The organism is Lacihabitans sp. CCS-44 (assembly GCF_024343735.1).
Classification (GTDB): Bacteria; Bacteroidota; Bacteroidia; order Cytophagales; family Spirosomataceae; genus Leadbetterella.
The window spans coordinates 235,577-255,868 of sequence record NZ_RJUE01000060.1 but is presented as its reverse complement, the minus strand read 5'-3'; the positions used below and the strand labels follow the sequence as shown (position 1 = coordinate 255,868).

At 37.1% G+C, this 20,292-nt stretch carries 18 protein-coding genes; 10 read left to right on the top strand and 8 right to left on the bottom strand.

The features are described 5' to 3' along the window. Nucleotides 1–40: 40 nt before the first annotated feature. From EGI26_RS15390 to rlmF, 4 genes are all read left to right on the top strand, one after another. On the top strand, nucleotides 41–2,065 hold the full coding sequence (locus tag EGI26_RS15390; protein WP_255079776.1) for a glycoside hydrolase family 3 N-terminal domain-containing protein: 2,025 nt from the start codon (nucleotides 41–43) through the stop codon (nucleotides 2,063–2,065). 209 nt (nucleotides 2,066–2,274) lie between these two features. Then, nucleotides 2,275–3,612, top strand: coding sequence for a Gfo/Idh/MocA family protein (locus EGI26_RS15385; RefSeq protein ID WP_255079768.1), 1,338 nt, complete (start codon nucleotides 2,275–2,277; stop codon nucleotides 3,610–3,612). 108 nt (nucleotides 3,613–3,720) lie between these two features. Continuing rightward, nucleotides 3,721–4,146 (top strand): hypothetical protein, encoded by a 426-nt coding sequence (locus EGI26_RS15380; RefSeq protein ID WP_255079767.1) that lies wholly within the window; start codon nucleotides 3,721–3,723, stop codon nucleotides 4,144–4,146. Between the two features lie 60 nt (nucleotides 4,147–4,206). Then, on the top strand, nucleotides 4,207–5,118 hold the full coding sequence (gene rlmF, locus EGI26_RS15375; protein ID WP_255079766.1) for a 23S rRNA (adenine(1618)-N(6))-methyltransferase RlmF: 912 nt from the start codon (nucleotides 4,207–4,209) through the stop codon (nucleotides 5,116–5,118). A gap of 47 nt (nucleotides 5,119–5,165) precedes the next feature. Here the strand turns inward: rlmF and EGI26_RS15370 are convergent, their stop codons facing one another. Continuing rightward, nucleotides 5,166–6,818, bottom strand: a complete 1,653-nt coding sequence (locus EGI26_RS15370; RefSeq protein ID WP_255079758.1) for a hypothetical protein — start codon at nucleotides 6,816–6,818, stop codon at nucleotides 5,166–5,168. 233 nt (nucleotides 6,819–7,051) lie between these two features. Next, nucleotides 7,052–7,912 (bottom strand): AraC family transcriptional regulator, encoded by an 861-nt coding sequence (locus EGI26_RS15365; protein ID WP_255079756.1) that lies wholly within the window; start codon nucleotides 7,910–7,912, stop codon nucleotides 7,052–7,054. Between the two features lie 133 nt (nucleotides 7,913–8,045). Here EGI26_RS15365 and EGI26_RS15360 point away from each other — a divergent pair, with 133 nt between their 5' ends. After that, entirely contained in the window at nucleotides 8,046–9,041 is a 996-nt protein-coding gene (locus EGI26_RS15360; RefSeq protein ID WP_255079755.1) for a phytanoyl-CoA dioxygenase family protein, read from the top strand. A gap of 123 nt (nucleotides 9,042–9,164) precedes the next feature. Continuing rightward, a complete protein-coding gene (locus EGI26_RS15355; protein ID WP_255079752.1) occupies nucleotides 9,165–9,983 on the top strand; it encodes an aldo/keto reductase in 819 nt (272 codons plus the stop codon). A gap of 2 nt (nucleotides 9,984–9,985) precedes the next feature. Here the strand turns inward: EGI26_RS15355 and EGI26_RS15350 are convergent, their stop codons facing one another. After that, on the bottom strand, nucleotides 9,986–10,858 hold the full coding sequence (locus EGI26_RS15350) for a MerR family transcriptional regulator (RefSeq protein WP_255079751.1): 873 nt from the start codon (nucleotides 10,856–10,858) through the stop codon (nucleotides 9,986–9,988). Between the two features lie 118 nt (nucleotides 10,859–10,976). Beyond that, on the bottom strand, nucleotides 10,977–11,432 hold the full coding sequence (locus EGI26_RS15345) for an SRPBCC family protein (protein ID WP_255079750.1): 456 nt from the start codon (nucleotides 11,430–11,432) through the stop codon (nucleotides 10,977–10,979). A gap of 230 nt (nucleotides 11,433–11,662) precedes the next feature. Between EGI26_RS15345 and EGI26_RS15340 the strand changes: the two genes are divergently transcribed. Then, entirely contained in the window at nucleotides 11,663–12,709 is a 1,047-nt protein-coding gene (locus EGI26_RS15340; protein ID WP_255079749.1) for a sugar phosphate isomerase/epimerase, read from the top strand. A gap of 48 nt (nucleotides 12,710–12,757) precedes the next feature. Here EGI26_RS15340 and EGI26_RS15335 read toward each other — a convergent pair whose 3' ends face one another. The 3 genes from EGI26_RS15335 to murF form a co-directional block, all read right to left on the bottom strand. Next, nucleotides 12,758–13,780 carry a serine hydrolase domain-containing protein gene (locus EGI26_RS15335; protein ID WP_255079748.1) on the bottom strand — a complete coding sequence of 341 codons (1,023 nt, stop codon included), beginning with the start codon at nucleotides 13,778–13,780 and terminating at the stop codon, nucleotides 12,758–12,760. 12 nt (nucleotides 13,781–13,792) lie between these two features. Beyond that, the gene (locus tag EGI26_RS15330; RefSeq protein ID WP_255079745.1) at nucleotides 13,793–14,932 is read right to left on the bottom strand and encodes a DEAD/DEAH box helicase; all 1,140 of its coding nucleotides are present in this window, start codon (nucleotides 14,930–14,932) and stop codon (nucleotides 13,793–13,795) included. Nucleotides 14,933–15,356: 424 nt separating this feature from the next. Continuing rightward, nucleotides 15,357–16,646 (bottom strand): UDP-N-acetylmuramoyl-tripeptide--D-alanyl-D-alanine ligase, encoded by a 1,290-nt coding sequence (gene murF, locus EGI26_RS15325; protein WP_255079743.1) that lies wholly within the window; start codon nucleotides 16,644–16,646, stop codon nucleotides 15,357–15,359. A 68-nt stretch (nucleotides 16,647–16,714) separates the two neighbouring features. Here murF and EGI26_RS15320 point away from each other — a divergent pair, with 68 nt between their 5' ends. Beyond that, nucleotides 16,715–17,203, top strand: a complete 489-nt coding sequence (locus EGI26_RS15320) for a methylated-DNA--[protein]-cysteine S-methyltransferase (RefSeq protein WP_255079741.1) — start codon at nucleotides 16,715–16,717, stop codon at nucleotides 17,201–17,203. A 247-nt stretch (nucleotides 17,204–17,450) separates the two neighbouring features. Further along, entirely contained in the window at nucleotides 17,451–17,813 is a 363-nt protein-coding gene (locus EGI26_RS15315) for a hypothetical protein (protein ID WP_255079740.1), read from the top strand. Nucleotides 17,814–17,866: 53 nt separating this feature from the next. Here the strand turns inward: EGI26_RS15315 and EGI26_RS15310 are convergent, their stop codons facing one another. After that, a complete protein-coding gene (locus EGI26_RS15310; RefSeq protein WP_255079739.1) occupies nucleotides 17,867–18,565 on the bottom strand; it encodes a DUF1080 domain-containing protein in 699 nt (232 codons plus the stop codon). A gap of 176 nt (nucleotides 18,566–18,741) precedes the next feature. Here EGI26_RS15310 and EGI26_RS15305 point away from each other — a divergent pair, with 176 nt between their 5' ends. After that, on the top strand, nucleotides 18,742–20,289 hold the full coding sequence (locus EGI26_RS15305; RefSeq protein WP_255079738.1) for a DUF1800 family protein: 1,548 nt from the start codon (nucleotides 18,742–18,744) through the stop codon (nucleotides 20,287–20,289). Nucleotides 20,290–20,292 lie beyond the last annotated feature (3 nt).

The following is a 20,292-nucleotide window of genomic DNA, read 5'->3' as shown; positions in this document are numbered from 1 at the left end:
ATTGTCAAATTATAACATGTGTTGAAACCTCTTGATATCAATGAAAAAAACACTATTCATATTCATAGTTTCCGTTAGTTCACTTTCAGCTCAGAGGGCATTACAGCCAGTTTTGGGTGCCAAAAGTACAAAAATAATTAAGTCAGGAAATTTCGAATTCAAAGACTTAAACAAAAACGGTAAAGTCGATAAATACGAGGATTGGCGTTTACCAGTTGAGGCTAGGGTGAAAGACTTATTGTCAAAAATGACGTTGGAGGAGAAGATTGGCTTCATGCTCATAAGCACCACCCGAATGGCTAATGATGGTGGCTTTGGTCCATCGGCTAATCCGAATGCCCCCATTACGAGCGGTTTCAATGAAGAGGATTTGGTGCAAAATGTTAATATGTTTACGCGTAAACCATTGACAGAACCCAACATGTCTGCTTCTGGTACTTCAAAGGCCGTTACCGAAAGACAGCTAAGACATTTTATACTAAGGGCGAATACTTCGGCCAAAACAATGGCCGAATGGTCAAATAACTTGCAAGCACTTTGCGAATCTACAAGATTGGGGATTCCTGCAATAGTTGCCTCAAATCCGAGAAATCATATCACTACAGATGCAGCAGTGGGCTTGAGTGTAGGAGCTACGGCATTTTCAAAATGGCCAGGGGAACTCGGTATGGCCGCTATGCGTGATTTCAAACTTACGAGAGAATTTGCAGAAATTGCAGCCAAAGAATGGTCGGCGGTTGGTCTTCGCAAAGGTTATATGTACATGGCCGACTTGGCCACCGAACCTCGTTGGAATCGCACTGAGGGAACATTTGGTGAAGATGCAGAGCTTTCTTCGGCCATGATTCGTGAGATAATTTTGGGTTTTCAAGGCACAAAACTGGGCAAAAACTCTGTAGCCATGACTACCAAACATTTCCCAGGTGGAGGCCCACAAGAAGGTGGACAAGATTCACATTTTGATTGGGGAAAATTTGCTCATTATCCCGGTGGAAATTTCAATGATCATGTGAAACCTTTCATTGCGGCCATAAACGCAGGAACATCTTCCATAATGCCCTACTATTCAGCACCTAAAGGCAAGGAGTTTGAAGAAGTTGGTTTTTCGTTCAATAAAGCTATTATTGATGATTTATTGCGTAAAAAGTTAGGTTTTAAAGGCATTATAAACTCTGATACAGGCCCTATAGAAATGATGCCTTGGGGAGTAGAATCTCTAACTATTGAACAGCGATATGTGAAAGCCATTGAAGCCGGAGTAGATATTTTTTCGGGAGCAGCGGACCCTACAGTACTGCTTAATACTGTAAAAAAAGGTTTGGTTAAAGAAACACGAATCAACGAGTCAGTGAGTCGATTGCTCAAAGAAAAATTTGAATTGGGATTATTTGAAAATCCTTTTGTAGATGCTGAAAACGCAGAAAAAACAGTGGGAAATGCGGAATTCCAGCAAAAAGGAGATTTGGCACTTAGAAAGTCAATTGTGTTGTTGAGAAATGACGATAAATTATTGCCAGTAACTAAGAAAACAAAGGTTTACTTTGAATATTACAGAGAAGAAGGAGGGGGAAGAGGGCCGCAGGCACAAGCTCCAAAGTCTCCTATTAAAGTGTTAAAACCTGAAACGAAGGCAGAAAACATTGAGTTTGTATCTACTAAGGAAGAGGCCGATGTCGTACTTCTTTGGCTTTTTCCAACTACCGGAGGTTTATTTAGTTCGGCAGGAAAACCAATAGAATTGAGTCTTTCAAAAAATAAAGTTGATGTTGCTCATGTCAATGAATTAATCAACCATAAGCCAACAATTGTGGTAATCAATTATACCAATCCATGGGTAATAGATGAGATAGATAAAGGAAAAACAGCTACCGTTTTGGCTACTTTTGGTACTTCTGCCGATGCTTTGATTGATGTTATTTCAGGTAGATTTAATCCAACGGGTAAGATGCCTTTTGCTACACCCAGTTCGGAAAAAGCAGTAGCAGAAAACAAGTCAGATTTGCCTGGAAGCAAGGAGAATGCCGGATATGCTTTATTTAATTTCGGACAAGGCTTGAGTTATTAAAATTTTAAATATATTTCGCTTAAATAGCTGTATTTTTTTGATAAATATTCCGAAAAGAATGTGCAGACTTGATCAAATTAGTTATTTTTAGAATTAAAAAAAATGGACGTATAAATTTTTAAACCAAATAAAAAGAATATCAGTAATATCTGTTCAATCAGTGCCATCTGTGTTCAAAAATTATTCGAAACTTCAACCAAAATATCATAATGACAACAAGAAGAGAATTTGTTAAAAAATCGATAATGGCCGGTGTGGCCACAGGTTTTTCTGTAAAAAGCTATGGAAAAATCATAGGAGCAAACGACCGTGTTAGAGTGGCATGTGTAGGTTTCTCTGACCGTCATCGTGCATCGCATGTAGGGCCTTTTGCAGCATTGCAAAAAGAAATGAACTTCGAAATGGTGGGTCTTTCGGACATCTGGAATCGCCGTCGTGAAGAAGGTAAGGCGTTTTTGGACAAGCAGTTGGGAGCTAATGTACAAGTGTACAGAAACAACGAAGAGCTCTATGCTTCAAAGTCTGTAGATGCCGTGATGATGTCAACGGCCGATTTTCAACATGCCTTGCATACCATAGAGGCCGTAAAGGCAGGGTGTGATGTATACGCCGAAAAACCTTTGGCAGAAACAATGGCCGACAACCGTGCCGTGTTAAAAGCAGTAAAGGACTCAAAGAAAATCGTGCAAATCGGTTCTCAAAGACGTTCAGGAGCGAACTATCATGCAGCCGAGGATTTTATCAAATCAGGTAAATTTGGCGATATCAAAATGGTAGAGTTGATGTGGAATGTAAACCAACCGGGCCGTTGGAGACGCCCTGACTTGGTAGCTAGCCTTAAGGAGTCTGATGTAGATTGGAAACGTTATTTGATGAACCGCCCTTACGAGAAATTTGACCCTCGTAAATACCTAGAATATAGACTTTTCTGGCCATATTCATCAGGAATTCCTGGCCAATGGATGAGCCACCAGATCGACACGGTTCACTGGTTCTCAGGCTTGAGTCACCCAAGAAGCGTGGTAGCCAACGGCGGAATTTACCAATGGCAAGATGGCCGCTCAAATGCTGACACGTTGACGGTTGTGTTTGATTACGGCCCTGCAGACAAGCCACAAAATGGTTTCCAAGTGCAGTTTACTAGTAGATTCTCAAACTCTGCTGGCGATACAAAAGAGCTGTATTACTCAAACGGCGGTATGATTAACTTGGATACCAACGAAATATCTGACACGGGTGGTTTGCGTGAGCGTGAAGCCAAGGCGATGGGATTGAAGGCAAACTTGCTTGCACCGTTGAAATTGGAAGGTGACAAAGTAGCATCTGATGCCAACACTGGTGGCGATCCGTTGACATTTGCTCATATCAGAAACTGGATGGAGTGCGTACGTAGCCGCAAAACTCCAAATGCTCCCATAGAAGCTGGTTATCAGCATTCAATAGCCACAATGATGTCAAATGCAGCCTACAGAACAGGCCTAAAAGTAACTTTCGATGCCAAAGCTCAAGAGATTTTGGTTGGCGAAAAACCATGGAAGCCGTTTTGATTTAGATATTCATTTGGATAATTTATAAGAAGGAGAGCTGTTTGGCTCTCTTTTTTCATTTCCAACCAAATCTCTTCATTCTGAATCATTAATGAAAATGCTTTACTTATGCCTCGACTATTGTTTCTGCTTTTTGGATTGGTTTTGAGTGCCGCTCAATGTGAATCTGTTGTTGATCCTGAACTTTCGAAGCTTGATGGCACGTGGAAATTATATAAAATTGGAGTCGGTTACCCAGCACCCAATAGTCCGACGGAATTGGTTCCGACCGAAACAGAAACTTTAGAAATAGATGCAAAAGCTAGGACTTTAATAAGAAAAGTGGATGGAGTTGTTACTCAATCAACGAAAATTGAGATTAGAAACTATCCCAAAAGTTCGACTAATCCAAGATTGGCACTCGTGTTTTTAGACGCTGAAACTTACTCTTTTTTAGGAATAGACGAAACCAAGGGAGAAATTAATTTATACCAAAAATGTCCACTTGGAGCAGAACTGGCAGATGGAAACACTTTTTATTATAAGAAACAATAAGTTTAAAACTTCACCGATTTCTATTGTAAATGGGTAAATTTGCCTTGAAAATAAAGGTCAATGCCTAAAGAAATACCCAAGCAAAAGAACAATCTTCATCCTAGAAACAAACATCAAGGGCGGTATGATTTTGGAAAATTGACTGCAGTCCTTCCAGAACTTTCGAATTATGTTTTCGTAAATCAATACCACACAGCAACTATTGATTTTTCAAATCCCGATGCTGTAAAAACTTTAAACAAGGCTTTATTAGCTTATTATTATGGGGTAAATCATTGGGACATTCCTGCGGGCTATCTCTGTCCGCCTATTCCTGGCCGGGCGGATTATGTACATTATTTGGCTGATATTTTGGCAGAAACCAACAATGGAATTATTCCCAAAGGCAAAAAAATAAAATGCCTTGATGTTGGAGTTGGTGCCAACGCGATTTATCCTATTATCGGGCATTGTGCGTATGGATGGACTTTTGTGGGTACTGATATTGACCCCGTTTCTGTGAAAGCAGCCAATGCAATAGTGGGTTTTAATGAGGTTTTAAAGGATGGAATTGAAATAAGATTGCAAACCAATAAAAATTATTTTTTCCAAGGTATCATAAAGCCCGATGAAAAGTTTGATTTGACCATGTGTAATCCACCATTCTATAGTTCTGAAGCGGATGCTGCGGCACAAAATTTGCGAAAAACAAACAACCTTTCAGGAAAGAAACAGGACATTCCAAAGCTTAACTTTGGAGGAAATTCCAACGAACTTTGGTGCGAGGGTGGCGAACTGAAATTTATCATTTCGATGATTCGCGAAAGTGTGATATTCTCTGATTCTTGCCGTTGGTTTACGAGTTTGGTTTCAAAAAAAGAGCATCTTGATAGAATTTACAAAGAACTTGAAAAGGTAAAAGTTAGCCAATTCAAAACCGTTGAAATGGCTCAAGGACAGAAAGTTAGCCGTTTGGTGGCTTGGAGTTTCTAAAGTAAAGTGATTTTTCAGATTGCACGAGCATTCTTGATGAAAATCAGTCAAAGCTTCACTGAAATTATTTGGCCTTCTCCTGTTTTATAACTTTCATAAAAAAAGTTTAAAGTTTTGTCAATTTTGGAATGGATATAATTTTTTGATAATAAAAAAGGTGGGACTCCTTTGTCTGGAAGCACATGAAAAACTTTTTTATTATCTTCTAGAGAGAAAATAGAGTTTCCAGCGGTATGTCTAAAAACTAAAATTCCCTCATTTTCTAAAAATGAAAATTCAATTGGTTTAATTGAAGGTTTTTGCTCAAGGATTTTTTTCGACGAGATAAACTTCATGTCTTGAGTAAATTCACTTAAATATGCACCGGAGTAATAGTAAATAAAATTTTGATTTCCTATACCATCTGTTACAACTTTAATATCGTAAATTAAGGAAACATCATAAACTTTATCATTATAAAATATAGGATTATTTAATTGTAATTCATCTCCTTCAAAATTTATTTGATTTGTAAAAGGATTATAAGGAAGTATTTGCAAATCATCGTTTAAGCCAAATTTCAAAACGTCGTATTCGCTATTTTTTTTCCATTTAAGTGAATTTTTATTATATAAATTCAAAGAGTTTTCTTTGTAAAAAGCAATTAAAGGATAAAGTTGCTTTTTGTATAAGAATTGTTTTTTAAAAACAAATTTCCCGTTTTTGTCAAAATAAATCAAATGAAAAATATCCTCATTAAATTCTGACTCCCTCTTTTCCAAGCCTAGTGCATCACTTTTAAAAAGGTAATAAACGCCACAATATTTCCCTCTCTCATCAAAAACTTTATTAGATTTATAAAGGGATACTGGTAAGTCAAAAGGTATTTTTTTACTAAAAACAAATTCTCCATTTTTACCAAAACACAAAAATTCAAAATTTTTATAATTTGCCTTAAAACCTTTATATCCTTCATTCGCATTAAAAATAACAATCTGCAAATAATTGCTATCGGGTAATTGAAAATTTAATTTATTACCAAAATATGTATTAAAATTCATAAATTCTAATTTCCATTTCTCAATATGTATTGGGATATCTTCAAAAAAAGTTTCTTGTTTTTGGTTTATTATTTCAAATTGTTTAATTTTTTTAATAGGAAAAATAAACCATTTTTTTAGTTCGCTATCGAACTCACTTTTTAATAAATAATTAGAAGATTCATTTAAATAATCATTATAATCTAAATTGTTTTTAGTAAACTCAAAGTAATCACTTTCAACTTTATTTAGCTTAATTAGTTCCTTAGGAGTCTTTTTATTGTTAAATTCAAATTCGTAATTTTTGTTCTTTTCGATATTAATCTTAGAAATCAACTTTTTATCAATTGAAAGAAAATCTGCATGATTATCCAAAGTAATTTTTGACATTAACATCCCTTGAGATTTAGAGTTTGAAGTTCCATTGCCAGAAAAAAACTCAAGTTTCTTATTTTCTTTTTTATTAGAATTTTTTTCAATAACAGTTGCCTCTAGCCTTAAAGTTGAATATATATTAAATTGTCCGGTCTTTTCATCAATACCTATGCTACATATTTGCGGAAAGGTTTCCTCTAATTCAGCTAAATCCGTTAGCTTAAATTTTTTAGTACTTTCAATTTTTTGTGAGTAAGTAGAAATAGAAATTATTGATAAAAATAGAAAACTTAATATTCGAATCATTTGACATTTAATTGAATTGTGAAATCTAAAAGTTTTGTAAAATTAAACCTTTAAATATGGATGAATAAATTTTAATATAAATATTTTATCCAACACTCTCAATCGCCTTCAAAAGCGACCACTCATTATAGGTATTGCTCCATATTTCCCGGATCATTTACTAATTGGAAGTTTATGACCAAAGATTGGCAAAAGTATTGAGCCCAAAACACCATTTTTTTTCATCTCGAAGCTTACAATTTACTATACTTTTTCCGAAATGCAGATGGATTTTCACCGGTAACTTTCTTGAAGGTTCTGTTAAAATAGGAAAGGCTGTCAAATCCACTATCAAAACACGTTTCGGACACATTTTTATGATTCATGAGCATCAGTTTGGCTTGATTTATTCGGTAATTATTCAAAAATTCGGTAAAACTCAATTTGGTCATTTTTTTGAAATATCTACAAAAAGCGGCTGTGCTGAGATTACTCAGTTGGGCTATCTCTATCAAATCTATTTTTCTGGTATAATTGATTTCTATAAACTGATTTATCTTTCTCAGGCGTTCTTCTTCTTTTTTGTTGTATTGATTTTTAGGTATTTCTGTGTGAAGAAGCATATAGTCATTTGTTTCACTCAATATTTTGAAAATCTCCAACATACTTATAAACTGTTCAAAATAAGGCAATTCTGTTGTTTTTTTGAATTTCTCACCAATTAAGTTTTTGACACTTTTTCCAAAGGAAATGCCGTATTTCGATTTTTCAAAAAGAGTAGCGATGCTCTCAAGCTCGGGTGTGTTGAGGAGCTCGTTTTTAAGAAATTGTGGCTGAATATGCAGCACAGTTTTCAGATATTCGGTTTTTATGCCGTAATCGAAGTTGAGGTGGGGAATATATGAACCAATAAATACCAAGTCGCTCTCGTAAAAATTCCCCACGTGTTCACCCACATGTCTTTTACCTTCTGCGGCTTCAATGAATACCAGTTCGTATTCAGGATGAAAATGCCACAAGAAAAAATCATTGAGTTTTGGATTTACCAACCAATGAAAAGAGCTTTTTTCTTGATCAGGGATAATTTTTTCGAGGATTAATTTATCATTTGACACTATAATGTACTAGTTGATTTGAAAAAATGCCAGCAAAGTCAATATTGTTCAAATATAGGCAAATTTTGAGAATGTTTTCCTGATTTTTTAAGCCCAAATTTGTATATTATTTAAACATAAAATATAAATATTTATGGAAACGCCTAATATTGGAATGGTGCCTACCATGGCTCCCACTATGATACCAAATACTAATCACCTTGATATTCCTGGAAATCCGTCAACCGCCACGAGTAGTCAAATTGCTCTAAACGACCGTTCCAATGATACTCCTTTGAGGGTTTTGAGCGAAGAGGACTGGAAGTTTTGGATAGAAAACGGATATGTTATAGTAAAAAATGCAGTACCAAAAGAACAAGCTAAAGAATCTGCGGCTTTCTTATGGGAATTTGAAGAAAAAGACCCGAATGATGAGTCTACTTGGTACACTGCCCCAAGAGCCGAAATGAAGATGAAAGAATTGGGTGGCACGGGCATGGTAGAAGTGTATAACAACCAGCACTTGTGGAACAACCGCCAGATGCAGCGTGTGTACGATGCTTTTGTAGATATTTGGGGAACAGAAAAACTATGGGTAACGATAGACAGGGCTAACCTAAATTTCCCGATTCGTCCAGGATTTGAGTATAAAGGCTTTATTCATTGGGATTATGACCCAGAAACCAAACCTGTAAATGTACAAGGAGTGCTGGCATTAGCTGACCAAACCGACGAAAATATGGGTGGTTTTCAGTGTATTCCCGAACTTTACAGAACATATGACACTTGGAAACTTACCCAACCAGAAGACAGAAACCGTTTTAAACCAGATACATCTGCGTTTGAGGGAAAGTTCCACAAAGTGAAATTGGAAGCAGGAGACTTGCTGATATTCAATAGTTTAGAGCCACATGGCATTCGCCCGAATAATTCAAAAAATAAGGTACGAGTGGCTCAATACATATCAATGATGCCAGCCGAAGAAGACAACGAGGCCATGCGTGATTGGCGAGTAAATTCTTGGAAAAATCGCATTGCACCTGAAGGGTATGCTTTTCCAGGTGATCCAAGAAACTGGGAACAAACTAAGTACGGAACTGCAGAACTGAGTGAGTTGGGTAAGAAATTGTTGGGTTTGGAAAAATGGTGACATTTATTTTGTGCATCTAATGTGGCAAGTTGATTAACGCAGATTTAGAACAATCTGTGTTAATCCGTTCTGTCAGTGTCATTTGTGTTCCAATTTCTGATTATGTTTACAAAAAAATTATAGATGAAACCTCAACCTTATAAAACCCTCAATAGTGGTGTAGAAATGCCACTATTAGGCTTGGGTGTTTTTGACATGCACCACAAAGAAGCTGAACAAGCAGTGGAATGGGCTTTGGAAACGGGTTACCGATTGATTGATACGGCTTCAATGTACGAAAATGAACTGCAAATAGGTAACGCTATCAGAACGAGTTCGGTGGCGAGAGAAGAAATATTTCTGACCACCAAAGTGAACGATAAAGACCAAGGATATGCTTCTACCTTACGAGCTTTTGACCACAGTCTTGAGCTTTTACAGACCGATTACGTGGATTTATATTTGATTCATTGGCCTATAAAAGCTGCGAGAAAAGAGACATGGAAAGCTTTGGAAAAAATTTATGAATCTGGTAAAGCTCGTGCTATTGGTGTCGCCAATTATTTAGAGCCTTTTTTAGATGAACTGTTTACTTATTCAGAAATTGTTCCAGCCATTAATCAAGTAGAGTTTAGTCCGTTTTTGTATTTAGAAAACTTGAAATCGAAATGTGAGAAATTAGGAATTGTTTTACAAGCCTACACACCTTTGGTTCGTGGACTAAAAATGAACAATAATCTACTTCAAAGTTTGGCCAAAAAGTATGAGAAAACTCCTGCTCAAATAATTCTCAGATGGAGTATTCAGCACGGAGTTTCACCGATTCCGAAGTCCAGTAACTTGTTAAGAATAAAAGAGAATTTCGATATTTTTGATTTTGAAATTTCTGCAAATGACATGAAACTCTTGAATATGCTCAACGAAGATTTTAGGGTAGTTGACAATCCTATGGAGTTATTGTAAACTTAATTCAGTTTGCTCATTTCGTCCACGGTACTTATTATTTTCATGTTTGGATTCAGCTGTAGTGATTGTCCAACTATCTGCATACCAGTAAGATAGATTTTAATATTAGGAAAAGCCTCCGAGAGTTTATTTAAATAAAACTGCACATCAATCTGTGATGGAAATGAAGTAATAGCCGTAAAAAGGGCGTCGGGACTGTGTTTCTCCACAACGAACCTAACGTCTTCAAATGGTAAACTTTGCCCTAAATAAATGACCTTTTTGCCTTGTGACTTAAAAATGTAGTTGGCAAACAAAATTCCAATTTCGTGGTATTCACCTTCGGGATTAAATATTACAATTTTTTCAGCATTAGTTGTTTCGATTTTTGGAAGTTTGTCAATAGCAACAATAATTTTTTGCCTGATAAGATTGCTGATGAAGTGTTCTTGCGACGGACCAATGGAGCCCGTTAGCCAAAGTACGCCAATTTTTGAAAGAAATGGATAAATAACATTAACCATAGTTTTTTCCAATCCAAAAAAGCCTATGGTGTTGTTGATGATCTCTTCAAAAGCATCTTCGTTGAGATCAATCATTGCTATAGTTAAGGCGTTGATTTGGTCTGGAAATTCGAGTTTAGTTTCTGACAAAAAACTTACTTCTCGTTTAAGCTCTTCGTCATCGAACTTCGCTATTTCTGATATTTTGTATCCATGATCTTTAAGTACCGAGATATTTAGAATGAGTTTAAGTTCTTGATCTCCATAAAACCGGATGTTAGTATCAGTGCGTTGAGGAGCCAAAATGTTGAAGCGTTGCTCCCAAATTCTTAGAGTGTGGGCTTTTATACCCGATAACTGCTCAAGGTCTCTTATGGAATATTGACTCATTTCATTTGTAGTATTCAGTTAACAAGATAATCAACTATTTAGAAGCTAAAATGTTTAAAAGTTTTGTCTAAACTGAAAATAACGATTAGGTACTTTGCTATTTCGAAACAAAAGTACTTTAAATTGTCGGAAACATTTTCTCTAAAATAATTTTCCTGTAAGTGAAAATCCCACGTACTTTGGCGTCAACAAAAAGTTTACCCGCTACCCAACCAAATATCCACTTGCCAATGTCGTAATGAAGAATGTCCGTCATCAACACACCACCTTCAACTGCCTTAAAATGATGCTCGTGGTGCCAAATATTGTATGGCCCGAGGCGTTGTTCATCCACAAAAAACTCGTTTTCCTTCACATGTGTTATCTCTGTTATCCAGTCAAGCGGAATATTGAGCATAGGCGACACTTTATAGCTGATCATGAGACCTTCATACATTTTTTCAGGAATATCATACAGAATTTTGAAGGTCATTTCAGGTGGTGTAATCTCATTCAGGTTTTTGGGAGAAGAGAAAAAATCCCAAGCTTTTTCAAGACTAATCGGCAAAAACTGTTCGACTTTGAGGCGTTTCATCAAATAATGTTTTAGTGTAATACTCAGGCTTTAAACCAGCGGTCTATCCTCAATGTTTACAGAAATCACAAAATTGCATTCTCACAAAAAAACTCTTTGTCGGTTAATTTTGCCTTATCATCGGAAATAGAATCAATAATGTCGTTTTTATAGGATATATTTATTTTAAAATTGTAGTTTTATAAGATAATATTCTCTTAAATACTCATTCATTTATTCATAAACATCTCATGGAAAAAATAGATAAATCTCAAGTTTCTCGTAGGCAGTTTATTACCAACGCAGCCTTGATTACTGGTTCAGTGCTGGGTTCAAGCAAAATTTTCGGAGCTCCGGCCATTATCAGAGACCTTTACAAGGGCGGTTCATTGATAAAAGGCGTGCAGATAGGTGTTATCACGTATTCGTTTAGAGAAATGCCCGACCAAAGTGCTGAAGCTACACTCCAGTATATTCTAGATAGCGGCATAAGTGCCGTTGAACTCATGGGAGATCCCGCTGAAACTTTTGCAGGAAGACCGAAAAATCCCGTGGATATGCGTACTTTTTTCCCTTTGATGCGTAAAAGAAGAGAAAAACAACCATTGACAGAAGAGGAGACTAAAAAATTAGATGCCGCTGATGCTCAGATGAAAGAATACAACGCCGAAGTGAAAAAATGGAGGTCGAGTGTGCAAATGAGTAAGTTTGAGGAAGTGGGCAAAATGTATAAAAAAGCGGGTGTGTCGATATATGGTTTTAAGCCAAATGCATTCGGAAAGGAAAATAGCGACGACGATGTGGCTTACGGAATGAAAGCCGCAAAAGCTTTAGGAGCCAACCAAGTAACTTTGGAGCATCCATCAGACGATGCACAAACATTGAGACTCGGAAAATTAGCCGAAAAATATGGTATAAAAGTGGGTTACCATGGCCACGAACAACAAACCCCTACTTTTTGGGACACTGCCTTGAGCCAGTCACCAGCCAACGGTTTAAATCTTGACCTGGGTCATTTTGTAGCTGCTGGCAATATAGAGCCACTTGCTTTTGTGAAAAAAATGAATAAAAACATACTAAGTATGCACATAAAAGACCGCCAAAATGCTGCCAACGGCAAAGGAAACTTACCTTGGGGAACTGGCGACACGCCTTTGAAAGACGTATTGAATATCATGAAAGACAACAAATACAAATTCCCGGCAACGGTGGAGCTGGAATACAAAATACCAGAAGGCTCAAACTCTGTGAAAGAAGTTCAGAAGTGTTTGGAGTTTTGTAAGAATGCTTTGGGATAAGAATCTTATTTTCTTTGATAAATAAAAAGAAGAGCTTCGGCTCTTTTTTTATTTCAGAATTCCACTTTCCAATACAATTTTCCTCACTCCAGCCTCAAAAAAATAACTGATACTAAAATCGTCAAAGCATTGATTTTCAAGTACAATTATACTTGTTTTTGTTTTGGGATAATACAAATTAACCGAGGTGAAACCTTGCTCTGGCACAATACCTGTATGACCAAATTCGGTGATTTCTGATTTGTCATTTACCCTAATTCCGTAACCATAACCAATTGCTTTTTCTCCAAAAACATTGTGCTGAGACAGGATGTTGTATGAAATCATTTTCTGATAAGTTTCGGGCTTTAAAAGTTTGCCATCATGCAGTTTTTCGTTCCAAATGGCTAGGTCTGCAACTGTAGAAATCAAGCCCGCCGCAGGAATTCTATCCTTTGGAATGATATACTTTGTAATTTCTTCTTTGTTTTCTGAAAAATGAAAGCCGCTAACCAACTCATTTTGAATCAGTCGATTCGGGTACCCCGAATTTTTCATTCCAGAAACCATAAACAAGTCATTTACCGCTTTTTCGTAGGTGTTTCTGGAGACAGATTCCACTATTTTTCCTAAAAGAATATAATTTAAATCGGTGTATTTAAATGTCGTTCCTGGCTTTGTTGCCAATTGTTTTTCAAAATTGCCTATTCCAGAAGTATGATTAAGCAACTGATGAACCGAAACAGAATCGGCCCATTTCTGAGGATAATTTGGTAGATAAGTTTTGATATTTTTCTCTAAATCTATCCTTCCTTTATCTACTTCTCTTAAAACCAAAACGGCCGTAATTTGCTTACTGTTAGAGAGTAATACAAATTTACTATTCGGTTTCAACAACTCATAATTTTTTGATTTTGCTATACCAACAGCCTTTTGATAAACAGTTTTACCGTTTTGAGAAACGGAAACTACGCCATTGAAAGACCTTGGTTGCTTGAGATTTAAGAGACTGTCAATTTTAGATTGTAAATGAGTTTGAGCAAAGGCAATATTTGCTAAAAAACTAAAAACCAAAATGATAATTCTTTTCACAATTCGTTAATTTTAAACCTCCAAATCCAAACCTTCCGCATCAATCTTCTCCACTTTTCGCCCCATTTTTTTCTGAATAATGTAGAAATGGTGTTCCTCTTCATCGGTCACTAAGGAAATGGCTTCTCCGTTTGCATTTGCTCGACCTGTGCGACCAATACGGTGAACATAATCTTTGGGCGAGCGAGGTAATTCGTAGTTAATAACCGTCGGAAGTTGTACTATATCTATCCCTCTTGAAGCAATATCAGTGGCCACCAAAACATTGATTTTGCCTTTTTTAAATCCACTTAAAGCCTCACTTCTAGCACTTTGAGATTTGTCACTGTGTAAGGCCGAAGCATTTATGCCATTTTTTTTGAGTTTGGCCACCACGTTGTCTGCTGTGCGTGTGCTGGATACAAAAACCAGCACCTGATGCATATTTTGGGAAATAATGAGATGACGCAAAAGCGGCCCTTTTTTCTCTGGTTTTACGATATAGGCTGTTTGTTTTATCAAATCCAGATTCAGTACTTCTGCCTCTATTTCAATAATTTCGGGGTCATGTAGTACGGAAGATTTTATTTTATCCAACTTGGGGTCAAGTGTAGCCGAAAACAGCAGATTTTGCCTTTTGGCAGGAATCAATCTCAGAATATCAGCCATTTCGTCCTGAAAACCCATATCGAGCATTTTGTCGGCTTCGTCGAGTACCAAAATTTCTATTTTACCCAAATGTATAGAGTTGGTAGAAACCATATCGAGTAACCTTCCAGGGGTAGCCACAAGGATTTCAGTATTTCTGAGTTTGACCATTTGCTGGTTCAATGGCACACCGCCAAAAACGGCCAGATTTTTTGGTGCAATGGGCAAGCCCACTGAAAATGAACTAAATACCACACTTATCTGCATGGCCAGTTCACGCGTGGGAGCCAAGACTAGCACTTTTAGATGTAAGTTTCGAGAAGGTTTTTTCTGTTGAAAAAGCTCCAAAATGGGCAAAACAAAACTAGCAGTTTTGCCAGAACCAGTTTGGGCTTTGGCCTGTAAATCTTTTCCTTTCAGAATTACCGGAATGGCCTGTTGCTGAATGGGATACGGCTCCGTATATTCCATCTTTTCGATGGCATCTAGCAAAGGTTTCGATAGTCCGAGCGATTGGAAAGACATGTTTTGTTTTTTCTACAAAGGTAGAGCGATTTTTCAAATCGCTCATCATAATTCCGATAATCCGCCAAACGTAAAGCGTTTTTTCAAATCACTAAGATCAAATATCGGAATAATTCAATTTTTCACGATTTGTAAAATCGTGTTCCGCACTTTGGATTATAGTTTTTACCTGTATATTCTAAAGAGAGCATTTAGTTTTTACCTGTATATTTTAAATGGTAAGTTTAATTTTTACCTGTATATTTTAAAAGGAAGAAAAGTTTTAAAGATAAATACTTGATAAATAATTGATTACAAAAGAAATCAGTTTGAGAAAAATCTACGAATTTTAGAACGAATTATTACTAATTCTCTTAAAACTCCTTTCTAAAAATAATCATATTTTGATTTTCTTATAAATTCCGAACGATTTAAGAAAATTGTACTACATCACCGTCAAAACGCTCTCCAATCCCACACCTCTAGAACCCTTAACAAGAATATAAGTATTTGCAAAAGCCTTTTCTATCAGCCAATTATGTAAAGAAAACTTATCCGTAAAATAGTAGGCTTTGGGTAAATGGCATAATGCATGCTGCATGTTTTCGCCATAAAGTACTACGGTGTCAAAGTCTTGTTCGGAAACTAATTTGCCCAAAGTTTCATGCTCAGCTTGGCTGTATTCACCCAGCTCAAACATGTCGCCCAATATCACCACTTTTTGTTTTTCAGTTCTCAGATTTCCGAAGTTTTTCACCGAAGCCGCCATAGACGATGGGTTGGCGTTGTAAGCATCCATAAGGAACGAATTACTGCCTTTTTCAATTACTTGCGAGCGGTTGTTGTCGGGATTGTATTCGGCAATCGCTTCTGCGGCATCATGATTACTTATTCCGAAATAATGACCAATGGCAAAAGCAGTTTGCATATTGTCAAAATTGTATTTTCCGCCGATGTGTGTGATGTATATTTGCTCACTATCAGGTGTTTGGAATTCAACCGTCGGACTTTCAGCCGTCATTTCAAGGGCGAATTCATCTGCTCCATAATAGACTACCAACATCATATTTTTTTCTTTGGCCAAACTCACAATATTATCATCCGTTTGGTTTACAAAGGCTGTTCCTCGATTGGTTTTCAAGAAATCAAAAAGCTCACCTTTTCCTTTTCTTACACCAGCCTCTCCACCAAAACCTTCTAAATGAGCCTTGCCGAGATTGGTGATAAACCCAAAAGTAGGCTCACAAATACCACAAAGCATCTCTATTTCCTTCTGGTGATTGGCTCCCATTTCTATCACCGCCATTTCGGTATCTACGGGCATTTCTAGCAAAGTCAATGGCACACCAATGTGGTTGTTGAGATTGCCTTTTGTTGCATGAACTTTATATTTTTTGCTTAAAACCCTTGTTAAAAGCTCTTTGTTGGTCGTTTTTCCGTTCGAACCCGTCAGTCCAATTAAAGGAATATCGAAAGTTTTTCTATGAAAATTAGCCAATTTTTGCAGCGTTTCTAGTACATCGTCTACCAAAATGCATTGTGGATTTTGGGCATGTTCTGTTTCGTCCACTATGGCATAGCTAGCACCTTGAGCTATAGCTTGTTCTGCAAAATTGTTGGCGTTGAATTTCTCGCCTTTCAAAGCAAAAAACATTTGTCCCACGCCTATTTTTCTGGTATCCGTTGTGATGCCCTTACTTTCCTTAAATTTCTCGTAAATTTCTGCTATTTGCATTTGCTCGTGTTTTCGATATCAAAGTTCTACCTTTTTGTTTAATTTCGTGGCATCCTTAACCAAAAATTGTGGCTGATCATTTCAAAACATTTTTACAAACCGCGGGTCATTTACTCAAAATAGAGTCAGATGAGAGAGCTATAAAGGCCATAAGTTTTGTAAAAGAACTTGAGGAATCTTCTGACATTCAGCCAGAAATATTGCAACAAGCCAAAGAGCAATTGCGAAAATATTTTGAAGGAAATCTAAAAGAATTTAGTTTAAATCTTGACGCAGACGGCACTGATTTTCAGAAAAAAGTTTGGGCGTTACTATACAAAATTCCTTATGGCAAAACCTGGACTTACGCCGACATGGCCAATAAACTCGGCGACCCCAAAGTGATAAGAGCGGCAGCTTCGGCCAATGGCAAAAACCCAATTGCCATAATAATTCCTTGCCACAGAGTAATCGGCACCAACGGCAGCCTTACTGGCTATGCTGGAGGATTGGAAAACAAAAGATATCTGCTTGACTTGGAAAATCGTGTGGCCAATGGTGTGATGGAATTGTTTTGAACAATTAGCACACGGATTTTACGGATAAGACACGGATTTTTTATTATTTACGACAAGGTCTCAAAAGACGTAAAGAATTAATCACTCCTGCCTGTGTCTAAAATTAGTCTTGAATGTTTCCTTCCTCAAAATAAAAAGATTTCTTTTGGCAAATTTCTTTTGTCAAAAGAAGTTCTGAATCGTTTTAATAAAAATAGACTTTGAAGAATTATCTTTGCATTCCAATATTTCACCAAAAAGCCAAAGAATGAAAACGCTCATTTTCTCAATCATATTCCTTTTTTCTCTAAAAACTTTCGCTCAATCAGATACCATTACGGCAGCAACAGCCAAAAACTATATCGGAAAAGAAGTGGTTTTAAAAGGTATTCTAAAAGGCGTGAAGCCATATTCAGATCGCAACGGAAAAGACATTCTGTTTTTGGATATTGACGAAGCTTTTCCAAACTCTGAAATTGGCGTAACGGTTTTTCCTGATGCAGTGCCAGAGGTAAAAATCACCAAAGAGGATGTGGGTCGAACCGTATTTATTTCAGGAATAGTGCAAGACTATAAAGGGAAGCCGAGCTTGCCTATAAGCGAAGGCAAGCAGTTTAGGTTTAAGGAATAAAAAAACCGCCAGCTGAAGATTAATCAATTGACGGCTCTGAAATACTGAATTTCCTACAATTCCTTTATTCTGATATTTTTAAATGAAACCTCATTTCCGTGGTCTTGAAGACCGATTTTACCTTTTGGGTATTTGCCAAACCCTTCCCACGTTTTAAATTTGCTGTCTGCCACCATTGCCTCCCATTCTGGCCCAGCAGTTGGATAGGTCACCGCTAAAACGCCGTTTTGCCAAACAGTTATTTGGTTGTTTAACTTCTTGATTTTGACCTTATTCCACTCCCCAGCTAGCTTTCCTTTTGAAGCTGACGGTATCATGTCATAAAGAGAACCCGACTTGCGGTTGCCGTTTTTTCCTTGCTTTGCATCTGGGTGACCTTCGTCGTCTAATACCTGTATTTCAGGGCTCGTGAGGTATGGAGTGCTAAACTTAGCATCTTCATAAACACCATAAAAAATCCCACTATTTCCGTTTTTGGCAATTTTCCAGTCCAATTCCAACTCAAAGTTTTCATAAGCTTGATCAGACACCAAATCGTTTACTTTATAATCGCTCTTTGCTGCGTTGTCAAATACAAACGCTCCATCCACAATTTTCCATTTGGCATTTACTGGCTCGCCAGCATGGTTGTAGATATGCCAGTTTTTGAAGGATTTTCCGTCACTGAGTTTTACCCACTTGCCTTTTTTCTGAGCAAAAGCAAATGCCGAAACTAGCATGAAGGACATAAGAACTAAAATATTCTTTTTCATTTATTCGTTTTTTTATTAGTTGAACAAGCACAAATATATGTTTTATTTCAATAAACTAAATAAATTATTTTAATAAGTCTTTCCCATATTATTCCTGCCTTCGAGACGCTCTAATGTAATTCTAATTTGGCAGAACGCCGTTTTCTCTATAACTTGTGACAATTTCAACACAAAAAATGGCGGCAGTTTCGAGAAGAAATTTTTTTGAAAGTTTGTTTGAAACTTCACAGACTAGGTTGGAGGTAAATTCCAGCTTAGACGAGTACACACAGCCACTCAGTAGACTTCAGGTGCAGCATTTGTTGAGAAGAGCCACTTTTAGTTTGTCCAACAATATTATAGACAAATTTGTGGGCAAAACAGCCTCTTTTGTTGTTGATGAATTATTTGCCAAAGCAGACGCCAACATCAATCCAACACCTCCTTTTTTTGCCAATGACTATATTAAAAACCCAGGGAATCTTACTGGTAAACAAAGAGAAGAAGCGGAAGCGAAAAAATCGCTTTTGGTGGGAGATTATAACCTCGCCCTAGGAGAATGGTGGGTAGGTGTAATGAAGAAAGACACCGAGAGCTTTTTAGAAAAAATGGTTCTTTTTTGGCATGACCACTTCGCTACGCAGTTTGCTAGCTGCGACAATATCCCGTCTATCTCGATGTATCGTCAAAACGAGTTGTTTCGGAAAAACTATGCTGGTAATTTCAGAACACTCTTAGAGCAGATTTCTATAGATGGAGCCATGCTCAAGTATCTCAACGGCAACGAGAATATCAGCGAGTCGCCAAATGAGAATTATGCAAGGGAGCTGATGGAGCTTTTTTCACTCGGTGTAGGCAATTACACAGAGCAAGATATCAGAGAGGCGGCCAAAATACTCACAGGCTGGAAAGTAAACATTTTTCTTGATGAAGGCACCCCGTACAAAGCATATTTAAATGCCAACCAATTTGATAAAACTTCTAAACTTTTCATGGGAGAGGTTTTTCAAGTGAATTATGAGATAAATGAGCAAAATGTCTTTAAGAATTCTGTTCAAAAACTTATTGATGTAATATTGGCCAAGAAGGGACTTGTTTCGGCTAAGTATTTGAGCAATAAGCTTTATCAATATTTTGTGTATGCCAATGTACAAAAGACCGATACTGCGGTAGTGGACCAAATGGCTAAGCTAATTATAGACAATGGGTTTGAATTAAAACCGATGCTGAAAAAGCTATTTAAGAGCCAACATTTTTTTGATGATCTCAACATTGGGAATCAAATAAAATCGCCTGCGGAAACCATCGTAGCTTTGGTAAAGCACATAGATTACAACGATCGTTACGCAAGAAACATAATGGCGGCGTTGGGTTTAGAACTTTTCAATCCTCCCAATGTGGCGGGCTGGAGAGGTTATAGAGCTTGGGTGTCTACCAAAACACTGCCTACCACCATTCATTTTTTGAAAGAAATAATAAACAACAACTCAAACACTCGGCTGGCAGATTGGGCGTTGAGCATTGAGGGAAGCGGTGATGTCCACATTCTTACCGAGCGATTTGTAGAGTTGTTTTTGGCCAGACCAGTGTCTGAAGATAGATTCAAGAAGTTTAAAAATACGTTTTTGGGTGGAGCACCTGATTATGAATGGTACGAAATCATCAAAAACAAAGAACAAGCTGGGCAGAGAGTTAGGAGTTTCCTTTTCGAGATTATCAAAGCACCAGAATATTTCTTATTTTAGAAA

Bases quoted from the DNA above. Each gene is read 5' to 3' on its own strand.
- murF (WP_255079743.1), bottom strand. From the start codon at position 16,646: ATGCAAATAGCAGAAATTTACGAGAAATTTAAGGAAAGTAAGGGCATC.
- EGI26_RS15380 (WP_255079767.1), top strand. From the start codon at position 3,721: ATGCCTCGACTATTGTTTCTGCTTTTTGGATTGGTTTTGAGTGCCGCT.
- EGI26_RS15345 (WP_255079750.1), bottom strand. From the start codon at position 11,432: ATGAAACGCCTCAAAGTCGAACAGTTTTTGCCGATTAGTCTTGAAAAA.
- EGI26_RS15360 (WP_255079755.1), top strand. From the start codon at position 8,046: ATGGAAACGCCTAATATTGGAATGGTGCCTACCATGGCTCCCACTATG.
- EGI26_RS15310 (WP_255079739.1), bottom strand. From the start codon at position 18,565: ATGAAAAAGAATATTTTAGTTCTTATGTCCTTCATGCTAGTTTCGGCA.
- EGI26_RS15385 (WP_255079768.1), top strand. From the start codon at position 2,275: ATGACAACAAGAAGAGAATTTGTTAAAAAATCGATAATGGCCGGTGTG.
- rlmF (WP_255079766.1), top strand. From the start codon at position 4,207: ATGCCTAAAGAAATACCCAAGCAAAAGAACAATCTTCATCCTAGAAAC.
- EGI26_RS15350 (WP_255079751.1), bottom strand. From the start codon at position 10,858: ATGAGTCAATATTCCATAAGAGACCTTGAGCAGTTATCGGGTATAAAA.
- EGI26_RS15330 (WP_255079745.1), bottom strand. From the start codon at position 14,932: ATGTCTTTCCAATCGCTCGGACTATCGAAACCTTTGCTAGATGCCATC.
- EGI26_RS15390 (WP_255079776.1), top strand. From the start codon at position 41: ATGAAAAAAACACTATTCATATTCATAGTTTCCGTTAGTTCACTTTCA.
- EGI26_RS15370 (WP_255079758.1), bottom strand. From the start codon at position 6,818: ATGATTCGAATATTAAGTTTTCTATTTTTATCAATAATTTCTATTTCT.
- EGI26_RS15340 (WP_255079749.1), top strand. From the start codon at position 11,663: ATGGAAAAAATAGATAAATCTCAAGTTTCTCGTAGGCAGTTTATTACC.
- EGI26_RS15355 (WP_255079752.1), top strand. From the start codon at position 9,165: ATGAAACCTCAACCTTATAAAACCCTCAATAGTGGTGTAGAAATGCCA.
- EGI26_RS15305 (WP_255079738.1), top strand. From the start codon at position 18,742: ATGGCGGCAGTTTCGAGAAGAAATTTTTTTGAAAGTTTGTTTGAAACT.
- EGI26_RS15315 (WP_255079740.1), top strand. From the start codon at position 17,451: ATGAAAACGCTCATTTTCTCAATCATATTCCTTTTTTCTCTAAAAACT.